The organism is Crateriforma spongiae, assembly GCF_012290005.1.
In the GTDB taxonomy this organism is placed as follows: Bacteria; Planctomycetota; Planctomycetia; order Pirellulales; family Pirellulaceae; genus Crateriforma; species Crateriforma spongiae.
In genome coordinates this window covers 275,158-291,525 of sequence record NZ_JAAXMS010000008.1, presented here as the reverse complement: position 1 = coordinate 291,525, position 16,368 = coordinate 275,158, and the positions used below count along the sequence as shown (strand labels likewise).

General features: G+C 59.5%; 12 protein-coding genes. 8 read left to right on the top strand and 4 right to left on the bottom strand.

Going from position 1 to position 16,368, the window contains the following annotated elements; translation table 11 throughout:
• The first annotated feature begins 62 nt into the window (after window positions 1–62).
• From HFP54_RS20935 to HFP54_RS20920, 4 genes are all read left to right on the top strand, one after another.
• Window positions 63–1,577 (top strand): NfeD family protein, encoded by a 1,515-nt coding sequence (locus tag HFP54_RS20935; protein ID WP_235952114.1) that lies wholly within the window; start codon window positions 63–65, stop codon window positions 1,575–1,577.
• Window positions 1,578–1,587: 10 nt separating this feature from the next.
• Window positions 1,588–2,232 (top strand): hypothetical protein, encoded by a 645-nt coding sequence (locus HFP54_RS20930; protein WP_168566650.1) that lies wholly within the window; start codon window positions 1,588–1,590, stop codon window positions 2,230–2,232.
• Window positions 2,233–2,332: 100 nt separating this feature from the next.
• Entirely contained in the window at window positions 2,333–3,598 is a 1,266-nt protein-coding gene (gene glyA, locus HFP54_RS20925) for a serine hydroxymethyltransferase (RefSeq protein ID WP_146416479.1), read from the top strand.
• 25 nt (window positions 3,599–3,623) lie between these two features.
• The gene (locus HFP54_RS20920) at window positions 3,624–4,049 is read left to right on the top strand and encodes a response regulator (protein ID WP_174820196.1); all 426 of its coding nucleotides are present in this window, start codon (window positions 3,624–3,626) and stop codon (window positions 4,047–4,049) included.
• Between the two features lie 67 nt (window positions 4,050–4,116).
• Here HFP54_RS20920 and HFP54_RS20915 read toward each other — a convergent pair whose 3' ends face one another.
• Window positions 4,117–5,937, bottom strand: coding sequence for a response regulator (locus HFP54_RS20915; RefSeq protein WP_168566649.1), 1,821 nt, complete (start codon window positions 5,935–5,937; stop codon window positions 4,117–4,119).
• Window positions 5,938–7,122: 1,185 nt separating this feature from the next.
• Here HFP54_RS20915 and HFP54_RS20910 point away from each other — a divergent pair.
• The gene (locus HFP54_RS20910) at window positions 7,123–9,489 is read left to right on the top strand and encodes a hypothetical protein (RefSeq protein ID WP_168566648.1); all 2,367 of its coding nucleotides are present in this window, start codon (window positions 7,123–7,125) and stop codon (window positions 9,487–9,489) included.
• A gap of 177 nt (window positions 9,490–9,666) precedes the next feature.
• Here HFP54_RS20910 and HFP54_RS20905 read toward each other — a convergent pair whose 3' ends face one another.
• Complete coding sequence (locus HFP54_RS20905; RefSeq protein ID WP_168566647.1) at window positions 9,667–10,392, bottom strand: lecithin retinol acyltransferase family protein; 726 nt, start codon at window positions 10,390–10,392, stop codon at window positions 9,667–9,669.
• A gap of 16 nt (window positions 10,393–10,408) precedes the next feature.
• Window positions 10,409–11,269: a hypothetical protein gene (locus tag HFP54_RS20900; protein WP_206036320.1), complete on the bottom strand. Its 861-nt coding sequence runs from the start codon at window positions 11,267–11,269 to the stop codon at window positions 10,409–10,411.
• A gap of 129 nt (window positions 11,270–11,398) precedes the next feature.
• Here HFP54_RS20900 and HFP54_RS20895 point away from each other — a divergent pair, with 129 nt between their 5' ends.
• The 3 genes from HFP54_RS20895 (at window position 11,399) to HFP54_RS20885 (ending at window position 15,945) form a co-directional block, all read left to right on the top strand.
• Window positions 11,399–12,280 (top strand): hypothetical protein, encoded by an 882-nt coding sequence (locus HFP54_RS20895; protein ID WP_168566645.1) that lies wholly within the window; start codon window positions 11,399–11,401, stop codon window positions 12,278–12,280.
• Window positions 12,281–12,343: 63 nt separating this feature from the next.
• Window positions 12,344–13,135 (top strand): single-strand selective monofunctional uracil-DNA glycosylase, encoded by a 792-nt coding sequence (locus HFP54_RS20890; protein ID WP_146416485.1) that lies wholly within the window; start codon window positions 12,344–12,346, stop codon window positions 13,133–13,135.
• An 83-nt stretch (window positions 13,136–13,218) separates the two neighbouring features.
• Entirely contained in the window at window positions 13,219–15,945 is a 2,727-nt protein-coding gene (locus HFP54_RS20885) for a hypothetical protein (protein ID WP_168566644.1), read from the top strand.
• 7 nt (window positions 15,946–15,952) lie between these two features.
• Here the strand turns inward: HFP54_RS20885 and HFP54_RS20880 are convergent, their stop codons facing one another.
• Window positions 15,953–16,330: a DUF3127 domain-containing protein gene (locus tag HFP54_RS20880; RefSeq protein WP_168566643.1), complete on the bottom strand. Its 378-nt coding sequence runs from the start codon at window positions 16,328–16,330 to the stop codon at window positions 15,953–15,955.
• Window positions 16,331–16,368: the final 38 nt, after the last annotated feature.

Genomic DNA, 16,368 nt, shown 5'->3' with positions numbered 1-16,368 from the left:
GAATCACGCCATCCGGAGCACGCAATCAGGGGCGGCTGGGCGGAACGATGCGACAGGCAACGATGAATCAAAATCGACGGGACACTTCGCCCTGGACCGGGTGGCTGGTGCTGGCACTGGCAACGGTCTGTGCGTCTTGGACAGCGGTGGCCGATGCGGCCGATCCGCCCCAGCGGCGTGCGGTGTCGATCCCCTTGCACGAAGACATCAACCCGCTGTCCGGTGCGATCTTTCAGCGCAAATTCCAGAACGCGATCGACCAAGGCGTCGACGTGATCATTTTGGACATCCAAAGCCCCGGCGGCTGGACAATGGTCACGCTGGAGATGATGGACACGCTGTTGGATGCCGAGGACGTGGAAACGGTCGCGTACATCGAAAAGGATGCGATCAGCGGCGCGGCGTTGTTCGCATTGGCGGCCGACAAGATCATCATGCACCCGGGGGCGCGAATCGGTGACGCCGGTGAAATCGTCATGGGCGACGACGGCGCGTTTCGATACACCGAAGCGAAAAGCCGCAGCGTGCTGGCACAGAAAGCCCGCGACACGGCCCAGGCGACGGGACGTCCGCCGACGTTGGCCGAAAAGATGACGCACAAGGACATGGTGGTTTACCGCGCGACGCATCGCGACGACGGCACCGTGGATTACTTCAGCGACCAAGAATGGGAAAGCCGCACCGACATCGACCAATGGGAAAAGGGCAAACCCGTTCGCGAAGCCGGTGCCGACATGTTCTTCATCGCCAACGGGACACGTGCGGTCGAACTTGGCGTCGCCGACCAGACCGTCGAAAGCCGAGCCGAACTGTACGACGTGTTGAACGTCAAAACGCCGGTGCCGGAAATGCAGCGGACGTCGATGGACACGGTGATCTTGGTTTTGAATTCCGGTTTTGTCGCTTTCCTGTTGATCCTGCTTGGGCTGATTGCACTGGGGTTTGAACTGAGTGCCCCTGGGCTGGGCGTCGGCGGGCTGGCCAGTCTGCTTTGTTTCGGGCTGTTTTTCTGGAGCCGATTTTTGGGCGGCACGGCCGGCTGGTTGGAAGTGACGCTTTTCGCGTGCGGGTTGATGTTCATCGCCGCGGAAGTCTTCGTCATTCCCGGTTTCGGCGTCGCAGGCATCAGCGGGCTGGTGCTGACACTGGGCAGTCTGGTGATGGCGTCCCGTCGATTCGTGTGGCCCGCCAACGCGGCGGAGATGGCCGATCTGGGCAACGACGTGTTGATCGTACTGGGGGCGTTCTTTGGGTTTCTGATCGCGTTGGTGGTGATGGCCAACTACATCAGCGACATCCCGGGGCTGAGCCGATTGACGCTGAAACCGCAACTGGTCCCCGATCCGGCAACCGCCGGCGGCATCAATCCGGCGGAATCATCCTCGCCGGCTTGGCAACGGATCGCGATCGGCACCGTCGGTCGATCGGTGTCGCCGCTGCGGCCCAGCGGACGTGTCCAAGTCGGCGACGATTTTTTGGATGTCGTCACCGAGGGTGATTTTGTGGACCCTGACGTGCTGGTCAAAGTCGTGGCCAAGCAAGGCGCGCGGGTGGTCGTCCGCAGCATCGACGGCTGATCCGGTGGACTTGCCCTTTTCCATTACCAATCTTTCCGACCCGCCGCTGTCGATCCGTGCGTTGATCGTTTTGGCGACGATCGCTGCAATGGCATGGTGGGATCTGCGTCGTGCCCGCCGGCGTGGCGAGCATGGGGGACGGTACCAAAGCCGACGGTTGGTGTACCGGGGCGTCTTGGCGTGTGGGATCGCCGGAGCCTTGTTTGGTGTGCTGATGGATCAGGTCACCGTCAGCCTGTCGCCGGAATACTTTCGCATCATGAAGGAGATCGACGCGTCGACGATGGGGGGGCTGCGGGCCGGGGCGGCCGATCTGGGCTTCGCCGCCGGGCTGGTTCCCGGTCTGATCGCTGGCGTTTGTCTGACCGCCGCAGCCACGCTGGGCCGGGACACGCCGGGGGTCGGGATCGGCGGCGTGCTGCGGATGCTGGGCGTCCCGCTGGTCATGTTCTTGGTCGCCGCCCCGGTGATGTACCACTTGCAGGCATCGCTGGACGTCAGCGGCTATCAGCGGGGCGGGTTGGTCGGCTTTGACGACGACGTCGTCCGCCGGATGGTCGGCGTGATGGGTGTTCACCAGGCCGCCTATCTATCGGGATTCGCGGGCACCGTCGCGGCAACGGTCTGGTTGAGAACCCGGGTTTCGCGACATTGACGGGTTAAGGCCGGCAATCGACAATCGGTTCGTCAAGCAGTGACGCCCCGCGTGGCGGTCCTCCACCCAACTCCCGAACTCCGTCCCACGATCGAACTTTATGAATTTGCTGCAGCAGCAAGATCCGCAAGTCTGGGAAGCCATCGAAGCCGAAGCGGTCCGCCAACAGGACGGCTTGGAAATGATTGCCAGCGAAAACTACACCAGCGTCGCGGTCATGCAGGCGGTCGGCAGCGTGTTGACCAACAAGTACGCCGAAGGCTACCCCGGACGTCGATATTACGGCGGCTGCCAGCATGTGGACGTCGTCGAAAACCTGGCCATCGATCGGGCCAAAGAATTGTTCGGTGCCGAAGCGGCCAATGTCCAGCCACACAGCGGTTCACAAGCCAACGCGGCGGTGTACCTGAGCTGCCTGGACGTCGGCGACACGGTCCTGGGACTGGATTTGGCACAAGGTGGGCACCTGACCCACGGCATGAAGCTGAACATCAGCGGCCGGCTGTACAACTTCATCAGCTACGGCGTGGATCGCGAGAATCACCGTTTGGATTTCGACCAAATCGCCTCGCTGGCCAAAGAACACAAGCCCAAGCTGATCGTGGCCGGTGCCAGCGCGTACCCGCGTGAAATCCCGCACGACAAATTCAAACAGATCGCCGACGATGTCGGTGCCAAGTTGATGGTCGACATGGCCCACTATGCGGGTCTGGTCGCCGCCGGCATCCACAACAGCCCCGTGCCGTTTGCCGACTACGTCACCACGACGACTCACAAAACCCTGCGTGGCCCCCGCAGCGGATTGATCATGTGCAAGGAAGAACACCTGAAACTGGTCAACCGCAACGTGTTCCCCGGCACCCAAGGCGGACCGCTGATGCACGTCGTCGCCGGCAAAGCGGTCTGCTTCGCCGAAGCCCTGGCGGATGATTTCAAGGTGTACGGCAAACGCATCATCGAAAACGCTCAGGCCTTGGCCGAAACGCTGACCGCGACCGGCATGCGGTTGGTCAGCGGCGGAACCGACAACCACCTGATGTTGGTCGACGTGACCACCGCCGGTCTGGGCGGCAAGAAGGCCGAAGCGGTGCTGGACGAATGCGGCATCACGGTCAACATGAACATGATCCCGTTTGACGAGCGGAAACCGATGGACCCGTCGGGGATCCGCATCGGCACCCCCGCCCTGACCACCCGCGGCATGGGACCGGACGAAATGCGGCGCATCGGCGGCTGGATCGATAAGGCCCTTCGCAACAGCGATGATGCGTCGGTCCATCAATCGATCCGCGGCGAAATCAAAGAACTGTGCGACAGCTTTCCTGTCCCCGCCGGTCGTGCAGCCGTGGCCGAAGTGGTCGGCTGATCCGTACCGGAAGGGAAATCGAAAAGTGAATCGGATTCTGATCGCCGACGACAATGCGGCGAACCGCGAATTGCTGGAAGCCTACTTGGTGGGCGTCGACTGTGACTTGGAAACCGCGGTCGACGGTGAAGACACGTTGGCCAAGGTCGCCGCGTTCGGGCCGGATTTGGTCCTGCTGGACGTGATGATGCCCAAGCTCAGCGGCTTCGAAGTGTGTCGCAAGATCAAAGACGATGCGGCCACCAGCGGCATCATGATCTTGATGGTCACGGCGCTGAACGAATTGGGCGACATCGAACGTGCGGTCGCCGCGGGGACGGACGACTTTCTGACCAAGCCGGTCAACAAAGTCGAACTGCTCAAACGCGTCGAAAACATGTTGAAGCTGAAAGACGTCAACGACGAACTGGAACGTCTTCGCCAGTACATCCAGCAAATGGAAACCCGCTAGCGGGCCGACCAGATCGCGACATCGGTGGGCAAGACCACGCGGTCGTCCGAGACCGTCGCGGGGTGGATCAGCTGGCGCCGCTGGTTTCGTTCTGCTGCTTCTTTGCGGGGTCGGGCACCGCGTCGCTGCATCCTTCGGCCAACTCCGGTTGGTTGGCCAACAGGATCGTCCGCACCACATCGATCAACTGGTCCAGTCGGAACGGCTTGTACAGGACACCCTTGGGGTGCAGCCCGTTTTGTCGCGCTTTGACGATGCTGTGGCCCGGGTCGTAACCGAACCCCTGCATCAGAATCATCGGCACGCGATCCATCCGTTCCCCCAACCGCAACATCAGCTGGTAACCGCTGTAATCGGGCAACTGGATGTCGCTAATCACCACGTCGTACGATTCGCCAGATCCCAGACCACGAACCATCAGCACCGCTTCGTCGCCCTTGGACGCCGTTTCGACGATGCATCCGTATCGTTCCAGCAACTGATGGGCGTCTTCGCGGACCTTTTCGTCGGCGTCGACGACCAAGACGCGTTGCCCCCGCAACACTTCGTCCTGTGGCGAACGCGATCCGGCCGGGACCGCTTCCAGCGGCGTCATCTTTTGACCGATCTGTTGGATCGTCCGTTTGATGTCGCGGGTGTTTTGCAGAATCCGACGCAAACGATCCGCCATTTCGCCGCCGTGCCCGATGTAATCCTCCATCAGGTTGACCGCGTCGTTCAAGATTTCGTCGACGGGCATCGCCACGGCACTGTGAATCGCGTCACAGCTTTGCTGGGCGGTGTTGGCCTTTTGGGCGACCAGCAATTCCAACGTGTTCAAAGCCAGCGCGATGTCGCGGGCAAAGATTTCCAAGAACTGCAGATCCGTGTCGCCGAACGCATGGGGTTCGGGGCTTTCGACGTTCAGCGTGCCCAGCACTTGGTCGTGCAAGATCAACGGGACCGTCAGCGAACTGCGGGATCCCTGCACGCCGGGAATGAACAGCGGATCGTTGACAACGTCGGCACAGATGTAGCTGACGCCCGTGGCCGCCACGTATCCGGTGATGCCGTTGCCCTGGGGATGAGCCAGCAATTTGCGGTCGGCCGCTTCTTGGTCGATGCCCACGCTTAACAAGGGCATCAGATTGCCCGTGGCATGTTCCAACAGCCGAATTTCGATGAACTCGTAATTCAGCAGATCGCTCAGGTAGTGCCGAATGTTGTCCTTGAGCAGCTCGATCCGCTCGTCGACTTCCATCATGAAGATCTCGGCGGGCCGGATGTCGGCCAATTCGCGCCCCGCCTGGTGGATCGCAGCCAGCTTTTGCTGCTGCATGATTTCGTCGGTGATGTCGCCGACGGTGACGATCAGCTGCTTGGTTGCATCCGGATAGTGGATCGGTGCCGCATGGACCTGGAAATAGCGATTGTCAGCCGTGTGCAGCGTGCTGTTGCTTTCATCCGCGATGGCCAGAGCCGTGTGGAAGGGACAAAAATCGGGTCCCATGATTTCCGGTTCGCCCAACAGGGCATAAAAGTTCATCCCCATCGGGGTCTGCTCGTCCCGCCCGGCCCATTTCAACAGCCGGCGGTTGGCCCACAAGACGCGCATGTCCGCATCCAACAAGGCGACGCCTTCGGGCATATCGCGCAACATCGCGCCCGATTGTGCGATACCGCGCACCTCACCGATCTGGGGCAGCTGGTCGCGAGCGATCCAAATGCCCACCACATCACCGCACTCCAGTTCATCAAACGCTTCGGAAGCGGAACGAACCGGTACCACATCCAGGCTGTCGTGCGTTGCAGGAGCCAGCGAGGGGTCTCCGATGCAAATCAGCCTGGGCGTCGACGACTCTGGTCGCTGACCGCCGCGATCTGAATTCGACCCGTCGAATTGAGACATCGATCTTCCCCACCCGTGAAAACCGGAAATTGAATGGCAGGCATCGGAGCAGCGAACCAGGACACGTTTGTGTCCGTAGCAGCATCACCCGTCCGCGACGGCCCCATCCACCGCCTTCTGACGATGAAATCGTGCGCCCCTGGATTCGTTTCACCCCTGGTCGTCCGTCTTCTCCGGTGGGACCGGAATCGGCGTCAGAAATCGTCGCAAACGCCACCCCCGAACCCACGGTTCCGGCCGAAGCCGGATCGATGAAACGGTGCCCCCATCAGTCAACCGCGAATTGACTGACGCAATTCTCGGTCCACTTTCAAGGACGCGGATTTAGGCGAGACGTCCCCATTCTGATTCCAGTCGAAGAACGGCCATTCTTTGTTCGACAAAAACTAGCCCAAAGCGACACGACATAAAACAGTTATTTCGCAAGGTCTTTGCACAGCGGTGCTCAAGGCGTGCCTGTGGGAGTCGCGGCGATGGGGCCAACGGTAAAAAGGCACGCCCTAATGCCCCGTGGCGGCAACGATCAAATCCTTAAGGAATGACCGTACCTCCGGGCTGCCTTCTCAGAATTTTCTCGACCCGTTGTCGCGGGTTGTCCCAGTCGGATCGACAGGCTGGTTTTGCGGCTCTCGGCAGACTGGGCCCCGGCCGCAGACTGGGAAATCTTTAGCGGTTCACCGCGGTTTGTTGGACGCGATTACGCTTTGCCAGATTGACAGATTATCGGGTCGACAGCGTCATCGAATCGGCCCCTCAGTCTTTCATTCGGGTGCCGTCAATTTGTGACAGCACGGCTGTATCGATGCAGCGGCGCCCGGAATCTCGTTGCGAGACTTCTGGCGGATGACCGCCGGATCGGGACCGCAGCGAGGTGTGACGGGAGTCACGATAGCCACACCGACTTTGGGAGTCGCGAAGGGGCGTCCGATCAGAATTAGCCTGATCAGGCGACCCTTGCACCCCAGATTAGCGTGTCCCCTCGGGAATGGCATGACAGGAAGAATCGCAGGTCGCTATTTCTTCCCTGAATCGCCCATTTTCGCTTGGCAAATCGTTGACACCCCCATGCCAATGAATAAGGTTACGACGCGGGTGGGGAATCCACCCAGAATACGCAGCCGTTAAAGTCCCCTCGTATTTCTTCTGTTGCCCCATGGGCTGTGAGACTTTTTGGAGGTCCTATTGATGAAAGCCTTTGTGCTGAAAAGCATTCTCGGCTCGGCCGCGGCGCTGATGTTCGCCGCCACTGCCGATGCTGGATGCGGTGATTGTGGCGGCTGCGACAGCGGTTCCGCCTGCACCGGCTCGGTCGCCGTTGCCGGTGCCGTCGACGGTGCTGTTGTTGCAGGTGGCGGCTCGGCCGGCGCTTGTGGCCCGACCGTCACGTACCAAACGCAAACCGTGATGCGTTCGCAGTACGTCACCGAGACCCGCATGGTCCCGACGACGACGTACCAGCGTCAAACGCAAACCCGCATGAAGACGGTCACGAAGAAGGTCGCTCGAGTGGAAACCCGCTCGCAAGACTACACCGTCAACGTGCCGCAAACTCAAACCCGTACCGAAACTTACGACGTTCAGGTTGCTGTTCCTTACACCGAGGAAGAGGAATACACCGTTCAAGTTCCGGTCACCACGGAAGTGGAACAATCCTACGATGTCACCGTGCCCTACACGGAAATGACCACGCAGGAATACACGGTTCAGGTTCCGAAGACCGAAGAGGTCGAGCAAACCTACACCGTTCAAGTTCCCTACCAAGAAACCAAGACTCGTACGTACACCGTCAACGTGCCGTACACCGAGCAAGTCGAACAGACTTACACGGTCCAAGTCCCGGTTCAAAAGACCCGTGAAGAAACCTACACGGTTCAGGTCCCTTACACCGAGCAAGTGGAACAGACCTACACGGTCAACGTTCCGGTGACCAAGACGCGTACCCAGACGTACCAAGTTTGCGTCCCGTACACCGAAACCGTCACCCAGTCTTACACGGTTCAGGTCCCTTACCAGCAAGTTCGCCAACAGACCTACATGGTCAACGTGCCTTACACCGAGTCGGTTGAACAAACCTATTCGGTTTCGGTTCCCTACACCGAGCAAGTCGAACAAAGCTACACCGTTCAGGTTCCTTACACCGAAGAAGTTGAACAAACCTACACCGTCCAAGTCCCGGTTCAAGAAACCAAGACGGGCGTTCGCACCGAAACCAAGTGTGTTCCGGTTCAAACGACCAAGACCGTCACCAAGGACATGGGCAGCTACCAGTGCCAAGCCGTCGTCTCTGACGCCGGTGCGGTTGCAGCCGGCAGCGGCTGTGGCGGTGGATGCGGCGAAGCAGCGAGCAGCTGCGGCGGCGGATGTGGCGAAGCGGTCAGCAGCTGTGGCGGATGCGGCAGCTCCTGCGGCGGCGGATGCGGCACTGCAGCCAGCAGCTGTGGTGGTGGATGCGGCGGAGTCGTCGGTGGCGGTGTCGCCGCTGGTGCTTCCTGCGGCCCGACGGTCACCTACCGTCAGGTCTACGTCCCGAACTTGGTCACCGAAGAAGTTCCGGTCACCACGTACCAACAACAAACCGTCGAAGTTCCTTACAGCTACACGGTCACCAACTACGTCACCGAAACCAAGAGCCGTATGGTTCCGGTTCAAAAGTGCCGTACCGAAACCCGTAGCCGCACGGTCAACGTGACCAAGTACCGCACCGAGCAAAAAACTCGTACGGTCCAAGTCCAAAAGACCCGTCAAGAAACTCGTACGCGTGACTACACCGTCACCCTGTGCAAGACCGAAACCCGCACCCGCGAAGTTCCGGTTCAACGCACTCGTATGGAAACTCGCACCCGCGAAGTTCCCTACACCGTGATGGAACCGCAACAGCGGACCCGCATGGTCACCGTGCAGAAGTGCCGTACCGAAACCCGCACTCGCAGCGTGCCTTACACCGAAATGACCACCGAGCAACGCACTCGCATGGTCACGGTGCAAAAGTGCCGTCAAGAAGAGCGGACTCAAGAGTACACCGTCACCAACTACCGCACCGAAACCCGCACCAAGATGGTTCCGGTCACCAAGATGGTCACGGAAACTCGTACGCGTGAAGTTCCGGTCACCAAGACCCGTACCGAAACTCGTACTCGTATGGTTCCCCAAACGACGATGACGACCGAAACCCGCACGCGGACGGTCAACAAGACTCGTATGGAAACCCAACAGAAGACCCGCGAAGTTTCCTACACCGTCATGGTTCCGGAAACCCGCACCCGCACCTACAACGTCACCGTCTATGACGATGTGACCGAAGAAGTGCCGGAAACCTACAGCGTGTGTGTCCCCGTCACCACGATGAAGGAAGTCCAAGTTCAGGTCTGCAAGCAAGTTCCGACCACGGTTCAAGTCCCGGTCTACAGCAGTGCTCCCGCTGTCTCGACCAGCGGATGCAGCAGCTGCGGTTCGGCCGCTCCGGTTGTTGAAAGTGCCCCGGTCATGACCGAAGGTGCTGTCATCCAAGCCGCTCCGATGGCGACCGGCGCTGGTTGCACCAACTGCAACTGATCGCAGATGAACGTCATCAACGCCGACCCGCATCGGCGTTGATCGAAACCACGAACCCCGCATCAAAGATTCCCTTTGGTGCGGGGTTTTTCATTGCGCCGACGGTGAACCCTGACCATAACCCACAGACGGAAATCGACGGCGATCGATTCCGAACCGAACTCGATGGGGGTCCAGCTAGGGCTTCAACGCAACGGTTTTGATCACCGGACGACTTCGATCCGCCATCAGACGTCGACAGCCCATCGCACCCACCTCGCCCACGGCCCACATCCCACCGGCAGCCAACGCCGCCGCCGGGCCCGCCGCCACGCTGACCCCGACCGTGGTCGCCAAGTTCAATCCACGGCCGACACCACGCCGCAGACGTTGGTCACGCAAGCCCAGATGGCCGCCGACCGCTTCGGTCGCCCACTGTGCCGCGTCACCCAACAACGTCGCCGGATGCAGTCGTCCGGTCAGACGCCCACGCACCAGATGCTTCGCCATCGACACCGCTGTCTTCGCGGCAACCGAACCGCCGCGTTCAACGATCGCATCGACCTGCCGGCTTTCCCATCGCCCGGTCGACGCCCAACGGGCAAAGTGTTCGCAATTGCGGAACACCAAACAGTATTCGGCTTCACCCAATTGCTGCATCGCGCGGCCGACGATCAGATCTCGCTGGGAATCCGGTGCCGATTCGACGATGTGAATCTTGCTTTTGCCGCCGACGGTCAATCGATCCATTGGGGTGCGTCGGATGCGATGATCCAGTCGACCGCCCCAGGGCCGAGCCGTGCTGTGGTCATCACCGCAGTAGTGCACCACCGTGCCGTCGCCCATGTCGATCGCATGATGCTGGTACGGCACCACACAATCGAATCGCCAAACAAAAAGATGGTCCCCCTTGCTCATCGGCATCGCTTTCCTGTTCCGGTTAATTCGTCAGCCGATGATTCGGCGAGACACCCATCATTCCACCCGCGACCTCGGTGTCCAGTCGTCCGGACAACGCGATCGCCGCCACCGATGTCGCGTACAAGACGGCAAAGGTCGCATAGTCGCCCCAATAAACGCTGGACAATTCGGGTGGACGGCCGCCGACTTGCACCTGCAACCGTGACAAGACGAACAGCGCCAGTATCGACCAGGCCGTCGCCGCCACACCACCACCGATCCAAGTGAACGCACGGGCGGCCAATACTGTCTTTCCGATCAGAACCGAAAAAATTGGCAACCAAATCCAAACGACGCACCATCCGGCCAGAACATGCCGGATCGATGTCCAATATTGATCGGCCGGGACACCGATTCGAATCCGCAGCGATCGCCCCAGATCGGCATCGGTCAGCAAAACGTAAAAGGCACGCAGCGTGGTGATCATGATCGCAACCGCGGCGGTCAGTGCGACCAAATCGGCGATCCGGTACTGCACGTCGACCGCCGCACGTGATTCACGTGGTCGCCAAGTGGGAACCCGCGTGAACCAGAACACGAAACTTTGAACAGCGGCCAGCCCGACCAGCGAAGCGACGTACATCATCCACGGTCGACCGCTTTGCATTGCCAGCACGCCGGCGCATCCGCCGACCGCGGCCGCCACCATCGTCCAACGGGCCAGACCGCGACGCCAACAAGACGACCACCAGACAAATCCGCTGAAGGCCCCATAATACAAACCGTTGACCATGACCAAGTATCGATCGCGGTCGCCGTCGGATTGCCACCGCGTCGAAGACACATCGGAAACCAACCACCACGTCGACGCGGTGGTGATCAGTGCGACGACCGCGAACATGCCCCCCGTCCACCGTCCGGCCGATGGCCGTGGCGGTCCGTCGTCACCATCGTCCGGCGGGACGGCCCGATCGGTCTTAGGATTGAAACTTCTTTGCATCGCCTCTCGTGACTCACCTGTTCAGCCGACATGGATGAAAGCGTCGAACCCGTCATCGCCCTGCTCGGTCATCCGATCGCCGGCAACCCCGCCCCGTTGGCGCTCAGCCGCGCCGTCGCCGCACTCGGCTTGGATTGCCGACTGCATTCATTTGACGTCACCCCCGACGATTTGCCCACAGCATTGTCGGGGTTGCGTGTCCTGGGATTCACCGGCGTCTGGCTGGACGACCGCCTCAGTCCCCACGCCGGTCGATGGGATTCCATTCAAGAAAACGCCCCGCACCACGGCGGCGAACCCGCAAACGTCCAGCCACCTGGCCCTGGTTCGCACCCTGGCAATCCCGCCTCCGACGACAAGGCCCCGACGAATCAACCGTCCAGCGATGCAATCCACATCGATGCGATCACCGATAAAGCCACTCGATCGATCGCGACGCGATGCGATTGCCTATGGCGATGCCAAGACACACCGGACCAGCTGGTGGGTGCCAATCGCAGGCGTCGATTTTTTCGTGAACGCATGGCCGTCGCCCTTCGGCAATGTGACGACGCGGCCAACAGCATCTGGGTCATCCACCATCGCCAGCGAAACTTGGATGACCCCGCATCGAACCAGCGGTTGTCGCAAAGCCGTGTGATCGTCCTTCCCGATCTTTCGTCCACCGGCGACGCGATCGTTTCACGCCTGAACGCCGATGCCTGGCCCGAACCCACCGAACCCACCGTCGTGTTTGACCTTTCTCGGGAAGGCCATCCCGAATCGGACAAGCTTCGCAAACGCGGTTATGAATTGATCGGCTGGACCGAGGCGTTGGTCGGATCGTTGAACGCTTGCTTGCAAATCTGGACCGGTCGCCAAGGGTCCAGTGAAATCATGTTCGAAGCGATCGAAGAATACCTGGGCGTCTAACCCTTTGATGCCGCGGGGTCGACGTTGCCCGACCACTTTTTCCACCCACCTATTGTTTTGACGATGCCACGGACCAACGCCCGCAGCCGCGCCCTGATCGATGCCGCCGACCGGCTTCGTGATGCAGTCGACCGGTTGAATTTCGCACCCCCGGTGACCCACATCTACAATCCTTTGCGTTACGCTTGGAAATCGCACCAAGCCTATTTGCGGATGGCCCCCAGGGGTGATGTCAATGCGGTGTTTTTGGGGATGAACCCGGGACCGTGGGGCATGGCCCAAACCGGCGTACCGTTCGGAGAGATCCAGTTGGTCAAAGATTTTTTGAAGATCAACGAACCGGTCGATCGTCCGGCGCTTGAAAACCCCAAGCGTCCCGTCGAAGGCTTCGACTGTCCCCGCAGCGAAGTCAGCGGTCGACGTCTATGGGGATACTTCCGCGACCAATTTCAAACCGCCCAGCGGTTCTTTGACGAACACTTTGTGACCAACTATTGCCCGCTGGTCTTCATGGAATCCGGCGGGCGGAATCGAACCCCTGACAAGCTGCCGGTCGGCGAACGTTTGCCGCTGCAGCAATGTTGTGACCAGCACCTGCGCGAAGTCTTGGACATCCTGCGCCCTCGTTACGTCGTTGCGGTCGGCACGTTTGCCGAAGCATGTGTGAAACGCTGTCGTGACGGTCTCGCGAAATCAGACGCACCCAAAAGTTCCGACGTCACCACCCCTTGGTCATTGGTTCGGATTTTACACCCCAGCCCCGCATCACCGGCGGCCAACCGAGACTGGGCGGGCACCGTCCATCGTCAACTTTGCGAGGCGGCCGTCCTGGACGGCAAAGAACACACGACCTGATCGGCGCAACGTTTCCAAAATCGCGATCGTTGCCGCCGTCAGACTTTTCAGATTCTGACTCCTATCCGGCAATCCTAGACGCGATGAATCAACGCAAATCGATCGCCAATGCGCTTCTGTTCGTCGCTTTGACCGTGACGGCGCTGGTCGTGGTCAACCTACCCCATCGCTACGTCGACCGAGATCCCCAGTGGATGCGGCGCGGGACCAGCAACGACTTGCTGCCACTTCAATCCCCGCGGCCCAGAATCATGGCCGGGTGGCCGGTCCGTTATCTGATCCAACACGAAAGCTACGATAAGTCCCGAACGCGCTGGTGGTCCCTTGCCGCGTTGTCGACCGACATCGCCGTCGCCTTGGCATTGGCCGCATTGGTGGGAGGATTCACTTGGTATCGACACCGCGCGATGATCCGTTCGGATGATCCCCGTCGCTTGCGTCGACGCTTGGACCGGATCATGGTCGCCGGCATTTTGGTATTCATCGGCATCTGTGCCGCACGAACCGGATGGACCAGTTACCAACACCATCGTGTGGCCCAAGGGGTTTTTGCCAAGGGCGGCGACTGTTACCGATCCTGCATCTTGCCCGAAACCATCGCCCAGCGGATCCCCAGCGGGTTCTTGCCGCTGTTCCGCCGCGTCATTGCCGTCGACGTCATCGCGCCCGACGATGCACTGGTTCGACGAATCACCCTGTTGCCGACGTTACGGACGTTGGACATCAGCGGCGAAACTTATGACCAAAGCCTTTTGGGACAATTGGCCGGCCATCACGAATTGTCCGCCATCCGTTTGCGACGAAAGGACCTGCGCCCCGAATCGATGGTCTTCCTGCAAACGTTGCCCCAGTTGCAACAACTTGATTTTCAAAGGTGCAATGTCGGACACGAACACCTGTTGCCCCTGCGTCGTTTGAACGAATTGGTGCGGCTGAACTTTTCACGCACGCCGTTGCGATTGGAAACGGTTTCCAATTTTCTTGCCCTTCCGCAACGTATTGAGGTACTGGAGCTGTCACGACCCCCGATCGGTCAAACCGACAGCCTGGTCATCGACGGTTGGGATTCGCTGCGACGTATCAAAATCGATCGCGATCGTACCGTCCGGAATCACACGCCGCTGCGATTGGTCATTCGCAACTGTCCCAACCTTCGCAAGTTGGATCTGGATCGTTTTCAAAAGTATGACCTGGATTTTGAAAACCTGCCGCGTCTGGCCGACTTTGGTGAAGAGATCGGCGACCTATTCATCTACATCAAAGTCCATGATTCCATTCCCGGCATGACTTGGGTGCGAAACTTAAGGCTCAAAGACGTTCCGTCACTGGAACACATTTCGTGTAGCGCGCTGGATCTACAGTCGCTGAAAATCGAAGGCCTGACGTCGATCAAGTCTCTGGAATTGGGCGGTCAGATCGTCACCGGGTTCGGCATGCTGTCTCCGCAACCGATCGCCAAAGAACTGCGTCAACGCCTGATCGATGACTTGGGTCGATGTGAAGGTCCGTCGCGACTGTGCTTTCAAGGCATGTCACTTTCGGATCTCGACCTACAACCGCTGAACGAAAACCAGGGCATTCGATCGCTGGACTTCGCTCGATCGGACATCACGTTTTCTCAGGTGCAGTCCCTTGCACCCATGGGCGAACGGTTGGACGAGATTCTATTGGATCGTTGCCCGCTGGAAGAAAAGGATTTGTCTTGGATGTTGAAGACATTTCCCAAGGCCCAGTCCATTGGCGTCAACCTTTACGATTCGTCGGACATTCGCATCGTGTCCAACGACCAACTGGAATTGATGCTGACCTCGGTCATCGACAAACCACGCCAGGTCACCATCGTGGACGCGCCCAAACTGCGATCGTCATTGCTGATGCTGGATTCGCCACGCAAGTTGGACATTCGCAACGCGCCGTCATTGCAGGGCGTCGCCGTCGGCGGTGTTTGGCCCAAGGATTGTCGATTCAAAGGCCTTCGAAAACTGCGCTGGTTCGCCGGCGGCGGTCCCACGCTTTCCAACGATGTCTTCGATCAACTGCTGGATTGCCGACGACTGGATGAATTGACGTTGGCCTATTCGGGTATCAGCAAAGACCGCCTGCGAAAGGTCGGCCTGTTCCGACAACTGACGGTTTTGAACGTTCCCGGATCCGACGTCGATGACGATGTCGCCGATCACTGGCGTGGCATCGAACGGATCCAGCACTTGGATTTGAGTGACACTCAAATCGGTCACCGAACGCTTCACTGGGCGACCGGATTGCCCAACCTGCGAAGCCTGTCGATCAACGGTGTCCCACTGGACAAACGGTCCAGCCGGCTGTTGTCAAACCTGGGTGACCTGCAATACATCCACGTCGGTGACACCAACGCCGACGTCGGTGATTTGATCCCCACACTGCATGGCGAAGTCGTCATGATGTTGGACGTTTCCGGACTGACGCTGACCGACGCATTCATCGATGCCGCGATCAATGCCAAAGCGTTGAAACGGATCCGCATCGATCGGTGCGACATGACGCCGGAACAACTTCAACGGCTGGTGGACCGATCGCGACCGGACCTCCGAATCGACATCGATCCCGGTCATCCGGCCCTCAGCGACCAACTGGCCGGTTTCATTGATGAACGCAATCGTCTCGCGGGGCGACCGTTCCAGCTTGATCCATCCGAAGCAGCGTTGGCATCGCTGGCACAGACCGAAGGACTGCAGCGACGCTGGTTGACCAGCCGTCGCGCGTCATTTGAAGCCTTCACGCGTCCGGGAAAGATCGACACCGAACGCTTGCGGCAAATACTCAATCGCTAGCGACGGCTCAGAATGGCGCGTCTTCGTCGTCGGCCGCTTCGCTGAACGCCGAATTGGCGTCTTCCACCGCATCGCCGGTCACGCCGCCGTAGCCCGACAGGACTTTGTACGACATCGCTTCCAGACTTAGGAAATACTTCACGTCACTGTTGCTGTCACGCTGCCATTTGCGACCGCTCAGCCGATACGACACTTCGACATCGTCGCCCAAATTCATTTCATCGACCGTGTCACAGCCGTCTTTGATGAATTCGACCGGGATGTAATTGGTGAATCCACCCTTTTCTTGTTCCAAGACGACCAGACGTTTGCGGAAGCCTTTCTGACCGTACGTCTTGGTCTCTTCGATCACGTGGACGACTCCACGAACCGTCGAATCACTCATCAATTCTCTCGCTGGTTCCGTTGGCGATTTTCTCTAGC

Excerpts from the sequence above, each read along its gene's own strand:
- HFP54_RS20900 (WP_206036320.1), bottom strand. The coding sequence starts at position 11,269 with ATGTTCGCGGTCGTCGCACTGATCACCACCGCGTCGACGTGGTGGTTG.
- HFP54_RS20885 (WP_168566644.1), top strand. The coding sequence starts at position 13,219 with ATGAATCAACGCAAATCGATCGCCAATGCGCTTCTGTTCGTCGCTTTG.
- HFP54_RS20895 (WP_168566645.1), top strand. The coding sequence starts at position 11,399 with ATGGATGAAAGCGTCGAACCCGTCATCGCCCTGCTCGGTCATCCGATC.
- HFP54_RS20915 (WP_168566649.1), bottom strand. The coding sequence starts at position 5,937 with ATGTCTCAATTCGACGGGTCGAATTCAGATCGCGGCGGTCAGCGACCA.
- glyA (WP_146416479.1), top strand. The coding sequence starts at position 2,333 with ATGAATTTGCTGCAGCAGCAAGATCCGCAAGTCTGGGAAGCCATCGAA.
- HFP54_RS20905 (WP_168566647.1), bottom strand. The coding sequence starts at position 10,392 with ATGCCGATGAGCAAGGGGGACCATCTTTTTGTTTGGCGATTCGATTGT.
- HFP54_RS20880 (WP_168566643.1), bottom strand. The coding sequence starts at position 16,330 with ATGAGTGATTCGACGGTTCGTGGAGTCGTCCACGTGATCGAAGAGACC.
- HFP54_RS20935 (WP_235952114.1), top strand. The coding sequence starts at position 63 with ATGAATCAAAATCGACGGGACACTTCGCCCTGGACCGGGTGGCTGGTG.
- HFP54_RS20890 (WP_146416485.1), top strand. The coding sequence starts at position 12,344 with ATGCCACGGACCAACGCCCGCAGCCGCGCCCTGATCGATGCCGCCGAC.
- HFP54_RS20910 (WP_168566648.1), top strand. The coding sequence starts at position 7,123 with ATGAAAGCCTTTGTGCTGAAAAGCATTCTCGGCTCGGCCGCGGCGCTG.